Source organism: Kitasatospora sp. NPDC057595, from assembly GCF_042800875.1.
Taxonomy (GTDB): Bacteria; Actinomycetota; Actinomycetes; order Streptomycetales; family Streptomycetaceae; genus Kitasatospora.
This window is the reverse complement of the sequence record NZ_JBHVGL010000049.1, coordinates 1-7573: the sequence shown is the minus strand read 5'-3', so window position 1 is coordinate 7573 and position 7573 is coordinate 1. Positions and strand designations below refer to the sequence as shown.

Annotated in this window: 3 protein-coding genes; all 3 read left to right on the top strand. The window is 76.8% G+C overall.

Features of this window, described 5'->3' with window-relative positions:
- On the top strand, positions 1 to 563 hold a 563-nt coding region (locus ACFU9E_RS35130), incomplete at its 5' end, for a polyketide synthase (RefSeq protein ID WP_380686859.1).
- Between the two features lie 17 nt (positions 564 to 580).
- Positions 581 to 7084, top strand: a complete 6504-nt coding sequence (locus tag ACFU9E_RS35125) for an acyltransferase domain-containing protein (RefSeq protein WP_380686857.1) — start codon at positions 581 to 583, stop codon at positions 7082 to 7084.
- On the top strand, positions 7071 to 7573 hold a 503-nt coding region (locus tag ACFU9E_RS35120), incomplete at its 3' end, for a beta-ketoacyl synthase N-terminal-like domain-containing protein (RefSeq protein ID WP_380715672.1). The genes ACFU9E_RS35125 and ACFU9E_RS35120, both read left to right, overlap by 14 nt.

Sequence of the window (7573 nt, the reverse complement as noted above, 5' to 3'; positions counted from 1 at the left end):
CCGGCGTGGTCGTGCTCAAGCGCCTCTCCGACGCCCTCGCCGCCGGTGACGACATCCTCGCCGTCGTCCGCGGCTCCGCCGTGAACCAGGACGGCCGCAGCAACGGTCTCACCGCCCCGAGCGGCCGCGCCCAGGAGGACGTGGTGCGGCGGGCGCTGTCGGCGGCGGGGGTGGCCGCCGCGGAGGTCGGCTTCGTCGAGGCGCACGGGACGGGCACGCCGCTCGGCGACCCGATCGAGGTCCGCGCCCTGGGCCGCGTCCTCGGTGCGGGCCGGGACCCCGGCAGCCCGGTGGCGCTCGGCTCCGTGAAGACCAACATCGGCCACTTGGAGGCGGCGGCGGGCATCGCCGGCTTCATCAAGGCCGTCCTCGCGGTCCACCACGGCTGGATCCCCCCGCACCTCAACCTGGTCGAACCCAACCCCCACGTGGAATGGGCCGACCTCCCCGTGGCGGTCCCCACCGTGCTCACCCGCTGGGAACAGGAACGGCGCATCGCCGGAGTCTCCGCCTTCGGATTCGGCGGCACCAACGCACATGTCGTGCTGGAGGGAACGCGATGATCGACAGGAGTGTTGACGTGACGCCAGATGGGTCTGCCGGGCAGCCGGACCCCGACGGCTCCCCCGTCCTGGTGAAGGTGTCGGGAGCGGAGGGCGAGTCCCTCAGGGCGGCGGCGGGACGGCTGGCCGACTTCGTCGCCACGGCCGACGGGGTCACCCCGGAGCAGGTGGCCTGGGCCGCCGGCGTGGGCCGGGCGGACCTCGGCGAGCGGGCGGCCGTGGTCGCCGCGACCAGGACGGAGCTGACGGCGGGCCTTCGCGCGGTGGCCCTGGGCGGCAGCACCACCGGCGTGGTCACCGGCCGCCGGGGCGTCGGCGCCGCACCGCGGGTGGCGTTTGTCGTCCCGGGCCACGGCGCCAAGGTCGCGGGCGTGCTGGAGGGCCTGTACGGCCGGGTGCCGGTGGTGACCGAGACGGTGGACGCGGTGGCCGCGGTGGTCGGCCCGGTCACCGAACTGCCGCTGTCCGCACTGCTGTCGGGCGGCGAGGAGGCACGGCAGGCGCTGGCCGCCACCGAGGTGGCCCAACCCGCGCTCTACACCGCCGCCGTGGCACTGGGGGCGTGGTGGCGCTCGGTCGGCGTGGAGCCGGCCGCCGTGGTAGGGCACAGCGTCGGGGCGTACGCGGCGGCCGCGCTCGCCGGGGTGTTCACGGTCGAGGACGGCGCCCGGCTGACCTCCGCGCGAGGGCGGCTGATGGCCGGACTCCCGGAGGGCGGCGCGATGGTGGCGCTCTCGTGCGGGCCGCAGGAGCTGGCCGGGATCGACCGGCTGGTCTCGGGCGAGGTCGAGATCGCGGCGCTCAACGGGCCGCGCGACACCGTGGTCAGCGGCCCGGTGGAGGCCGTCACGGCGGTGGCGGAGGAGCTGGCCGGCCGCGGCGTGCGCGGTGTCCGGCTCGCCGTGCCGCACGCCTTCCACTCCGCCGCCATGGAGCCCGTACTGGCCCGACTGGCCGAGGAGTTCGCCGGACTGACGATGAACCTCCCCGGTCTGCCGCTGGTGTCCGACGCCACCGGTCTGCTCGCGGACGAGGAGATCACCACCGCCGGGTACTGGGTCCGGCACACCCGCGAGCCGGTGCGGTTCGAGCAGGCGATGCGGACCGTGTGGGAGCGGGGCGTGCGGATCCTGGTCGAGCTCGGCACCGGCGGGCTGCTCGGCCCGGCGGCCTCCGCCGCGCCCGGCCGCGCGCCGGTCTGCGTCCCGTCGGCGTTCGCCGGCGGCTCCGCGCACCGCGGGCTGCTCGGCTCGCTGGCCCGTCTGTGGACCGAGGGGTGCCCGGTCGACTGGCGGGCGGTCGGCCCGCGCCCGGCCCGCTCGGTGAAGCTGCCGACCTACCCGTTCCAGCGACAGGACTACGGTCCCGCGCCGGCCACCCGCCAGGGCGCCGGCCGGCCCGCGGCCGCACCGCAGGCCCTCCCGGTGCCCCCGGCCGCGCGCCCGGCCGGTCCGGTGCCGCCGGCCGTGCCCGCCGGGGCTCCCGCCGCCGGGCGGTCCGCCTCCGCGCAGCCCGCCCCCGAGGACCTGCTCCGCCGGCTCCAGGAGGAACTGGCCGTCCTGCTGGACCTCGCCGACCCGGACGAACTCGACGCCGAGACCGGACTGTTCGACCTCGGCCTGACCTCGGCGATGGTGGTCGCCCTGCGGGTCCGGCTGGAGGACCTGATCGACCGGGACATCCCGACCACCGCCGTCTTCGACCACCCCACCATCGGCAAGCTGGCCGGCTACCTGGCCGACCGCCGGCTCCGCCAGGCGCCCGCCGCCCCGCGGGCCGCCGCCGCCCGCGCCGCCGAGCCCGGCGACACCGTCCCGCAGCCCGAAGAGGCCGTGCCGCGGCCCGAGGCCACCCCGCCGGCCGCCGAACCGGCCGCCGCGCACTCCGAGCCCATCGCCATCGTCGGCATGGGCTGCCGGCTGCCCGGCGGCGCGAACGACCTGGACGGGTTCTGGCAGTTGCTGCGGGACGGCCGGGACGCGACCGTCGAGGTGCCGGAGGACCGCTGGGACCGGGAGGCGTTCTACGACGCCGACCCGGCCGCCGCCGGCAAGACCTCCACCCGGCGCGGCGGCTTCCTCACCACCCGGGTCGACGAGTTCGACGCCGACGCCTTCGGCATCTCGGCCCGCGAGGCCCGCGGGATGGACCCGCAGCAGCGCCTGCTGCTCGAAGTGGCCTCGGAGGCGCTCGCCGACGCGGGCGTGACCGCCGGCGAGCTCGACGGCTCCCGCACCTCGGTCTACGTCGGCATCAACACCTCCGACTACCTGCAGCTGCTGGTCGCGGAGGGCACCGCCGACGACGGCGCCCACCTGGCGACCGGCAACACCTTCAGCGTCGCGGCCGGCCGGCTGTCCTACCTGCTCGGCGCCCAGGGGCCGAGCCTGGCCGTCGACACGGCCTGCTCCTCGTCCCTGGTGGCGGCCCACCTCGCGGTCCGGAGCCTGCGCTCCGGCGAGTCGGACCTCTCGGTGGTGGCCGGGGTGAACCTGATGCTGGCCCCGGCCACCACGGCCGGACTCTCCCGGCTGCGGGCGCTCTCGCCCGACGGCCGGTGCAAGACCTTCGACGCCTCGGCGGACGGCTACGGCCGCGGCGAGGGGGCCGGCGTGGTCGTGCTCAAGCGGCTCTCCGACGCGCAGGCGGCCGGGGACCACATCTGGGCGGTGCTGCGCGGTACGGCGGTGAACCAGGACGGCCGCAGCGCCGGCCTGACCGTCCCCAACGGCCTCGCGCAGCAGGCCGTGATCCGCGACGCGCTGCGCGACGCCGGCACCTCGCCCGACGAGGTGGGCTACGTGGAGGCGCACGGCACCGGGACGGCGCTCGGCGACCCGATGGAGGTCCAGGCGCTGGCCGAGGCGCTGCGGCCCGAGGACGGCGGGGCACCGCCGCTGCTGGTCGGCTCGGCCAAGACCAACGTCGGGCACCTGGAGGCCGCCGCGGGCATCTGCGGGCTGGTCAAGGTGGCCCTCTCGCTGCACCACCGGCAGATCCCGCCGCACCTGCACCTGCGGGACCCGAACCCGCTGGTGGACTGGGCGTCGCTGCCGGTCACCGTGCCGACGGAACTCACGCCGTGGACCACCGACGGCCGGGACCGGGTCGCCGGGCTCAGCTCCTTCGGCTTCAGCGGCACCAACGCCCATGTGGTGCTCGCGCAGGCTCCCGAGCCGGCCGACCGCCGGACGGACGAAGGGCCGGGCGAACAGGCGGACGAGCGGCCGGAGTTGCTGCTGCTCTCGGCCCGCACCCCCGAGGGCCTGCGGGAGACCGCCGAGGCGTACCGGACGTTCCTGACGGACGACGGGTCCGTCCGGGGCCGCTCGGCCTGGGCCGAGACGGTCCGCACGGCGGCCGTCCGCCGCGACCACTTCGCGGCCCGGATGGCCCTGGTGGCCTCCTCGCCGGCGCGGGCCGCCGAGCAGCTCGACAAGCTGCTGACCGGGGCGCGCCACCAGGTGCGCCAGGGTGTGGTGCCCCGGCCCGCCCGGAGCAGGCTGGTCCTCGTCTACGGCGGCCAGGGCTCCCAGTGGGCCGGCATGGGCCGGAGCCTGCTGGCCGACCCGGTGGCCGGGCGGGTGCTGCTGCGCTGCGAGGAGATCGTCCGGGAGCTGGCCGGCTGGTCGCTGCTGGAGCAGCTGGAGGCCCCGCGCGAGGTCTCCCGCCTGGACGACACCGAGGTGACCCAGCCGGCGATCTTCGCGGTGGAGGCGGCGCTCACCGCGCTGTGGCGCTCCTGGGGCGTCGAGCCGGACGCGGTGGTCGGGCACAGCGTCGGGGAGATCGCGGCGGCCGTCGCGGCCGGCGCCTTCGGGCTGGAGGAGGGCCTGCGGATCGCGGTGCTCCGCGGCCGGGTGATGGCCCGCAGCCACGGTCAGGGCCGGATGGCGGTGGTGGGCCTGCCCGTCGCCGAGGTCCGGACGCTGATCGAGCCGTTCGACGGACGGCTGTTCGTCGCCGCCGTCAACAGCCCGGTCAACACCGTGGTCGGCGGGCTGCCGCAGGAGGTCGCCGCGCTGGAGGCGCTGGTCCGCGGCCGCAAGGCCTTCTGGATGGCGATGCCGGGCGAGTACGCCTTCCACACCCCCGTCCTGGACCCGCTGCGCGGTGAACTCGTCGACGCGCTGGGCCTGCTGACGCCGGCCGGCCGCAGCGTCCCGCTCTACTCCACGGTCACCGGCGAAGCCGCCGCCCCCGACGCGCTGGACGCGCGCTACTGGGCGGACAACATGACGCTGCCGGTCCGTTTCGCCGACGCGCTGCGGGCCGCCGCCGGCGGGGGGAACACCCTGGTGCTGGAGGTCGGCCCGCACGCCGTCCTGTCCACCGCGGTCCGGCAGACCCTGGAGGGCGAGGTCGCCGGCCTCTCCACGGCCGCCTCGATGCGGGCCGGTGTCGAGGCCAGGGCGACCCTGCTGGACGCCGCGGGCGCCCTGCACGTGGCCGGCCGGCCGGTGGACCTGCGGGCCCTGCACGGCGAGGGGCCGAGCGCCGCCGCCCTGCCCGGCTACCGCTGGCAGCGGCAGCGGTACTGGCTGCCGGGCAAGCCGGTGCCGCACGGACAGGCGCCCGACCCGCTCGCCCAGGACGTGTACGAGGTGGACTGGGAGCGGGTCGAGCCGCCCGTCCTGGAGCCGGGCAGCGCCGCGCGCTCGCAGGGCACCTGGCTGCTGATCGAGGACCAGCACGGGCTGGCCCGCCGGGTCGCCGAGCAGCTCGCCGCCCACGGCGCGCGGGCCACGGTCCTCACCGTGGCGGAGCCCGGCACGGCCGCGGCCTCCTGCCAGGACGGGCCGGACCGGCTGCGCGAACTGGTCGCCGGGGCGCTGGCCGAGGAACCGTCCGTGCGCGGCCTGGTCCACCTGGGCGCGCTGCACGACGCGGCGGACCCGCGACTGCCCGGCCCGGAGCTGGACGGCGCGCTCGCGCTGGCCTGTGGGCCGCTGCTGTTCGCACCGAAGGTGCTGCGCGCCCGGCCGGGCGCCCCGGCGCCCCAGCTGTGGGTGGTCACCCGCGGCGGCGTCGGCACCGACGGCGCGGCCATGGCGGCCTCGCACGCCCCCGCCTGGGGTCTCGGACGGGCCGTCGGCCTGGAGCACCCGGAGATCTGGGGCGGCCTGGTCGACCTCGACCCGGCCGGTGCCGACCCCGAGCAGGAGGCCGCGGCGATCGCCGCCGAACTGCTCGCCCCCGACGGCGAGGACCAGGTCGCGTACCGCTCGGGCCTGCGCAAGGCGGCCCGGCTGCGCCGGGTGGAGAACCTGCCCGCCGCACCCTCGCCGACGGCGGTCGGCCCGGACGGCTCGTACCTGATCACCGGCGGCCGGGGCATCCTCGGCCTGCGCGTGGCCCGCTGGCTGGCCGGGCGCGGCGCCCGCCACCTGGTGCTGCTGGGCCGTCGGCCCGTCCCCGAGGACGGCCCGGACCTTCCGGAGGCGGACCGTCAGCTGCTGGCGACGCTCGCCGAGCTGAGGGCGGCCGGCGTCAGCGTCCACACCCCGCACGCCGACGTGGCGGACGCCGCCGCGATGGCCGCGGTCTTCGACGCCGCCGCCCCCTGGCCGGCCGTCAAGGGCGTGGTGCACGCGGCCGGACTCTTCGAGCCCCGGGCCGTCGTGGACCTGGACTGGCAGCACTTCCGGGACGTCCTGCGGCCCAAGGTCGAGGGCAGCCTGGTGCTGGACGCGCTCACCGCGGCCGGCGGGGTCGACTTCTTCGTGATGTTCTCCTCCGCCTCCTCGGTCTGGGGCTCCGCGCTCGCGGGCCACTACGTGGCGGCCAACTACTTCCAGGACGTGCTGGCCCACGACCGGGTCAGCCGGGGCCTGCCGGGCCTCGCGATGAACTGGGGCTGGTGGGAGGAGAGCGAGATGGCCGGCCACCACGAGCAGTACTTCGAGTCGATGGGCCTGTACGTCCTCCCGAACGAGACCGGCCTCGCCGCCCTGGGCCGCACCCTGGGCTCCGGGCGCCACCAGCTGACCGTGGCACCGGTGGACTGGGCGAGGTTCCGCCCGGTCATGGAGGCCAAGCGGCGCCGCCCGCTGCTCGCCCACCTGGGCACCCGGGCCGCGGCCGGCCGGGCCGGCGGCGACGCGATGCTGCTGGGCCGGCTGCGTCAGGCGGAGAGCCGGGCCGCCCGGACCAGGCTGCTGGAGCGGGCGCTGCAGGCCGAGGTCGCGCAGGTGCTCGGCCGGGAGCCGGGCAGCGGGATCGACGCCGACCTCGGCTTCTTCGAGGCCGGGATGGACTCCGTGATGAGCGTCGAACTCAAGTTCCGGCTGGAGCAGTTGGTCGGCGAGGAACTGCCCGGCACGGTGGCCTTCGAGCACCCCACCGTCACCGCGCTCGGCGAATACCTGCTCGGCGAGGTCCTCGGCCTGGCCGACCCGCTCCCGGAGCAGGGCGCCGAGGTCGACGAGCTGTCGGCGGAACTCGCCCAGCTGTCCGAGTCGGAGCTGCTGGACCTCCTCGAGTCCGAGCTGAACCAGGAGAGCCACCATGACAACAACTGAGGAGCGGACCATGGTCACCCAAGGGGCGGTCGCGCCCGAACGCCAGGAGGTGCTGCGCCGCGCCCTGGTCGAACTCAAGGCCGCGCGCGCCGAGGTGGCGGCCGCCAAGCAGGCCCGTGACGAGCCGGTGGCCGTCGTCGGGGTGGGGTGCCGGTTCCCGGGCGGGGTGACGGGCGCGGAGGGCTTCTGGGAGTTCCTGGCCCGCGGGGGCTCGGGGATCACCGCGATCCCCGAGGACCGCTGGGACATCGAGGAGTTCTTCGACGAGGAGGCCGGGGCGCCGGGACGCATGTACGTGCGCCACGGCGGGTTCCTCGACGGTGTGCGGGGCTTCGACGCCGGCCTGTTCGGCATCCCGCCGCGTGAGGCGGCGGGCATCGACCCGCAGCACCGGCTGGTGCTGGAGGTGGCCTGGGAGGCGCTGGAGCACGCCGGGGTGGCACCCGACTCGCTGCGCGGCAGCCGCACCGGTGTGTTCGTCGGCATGGG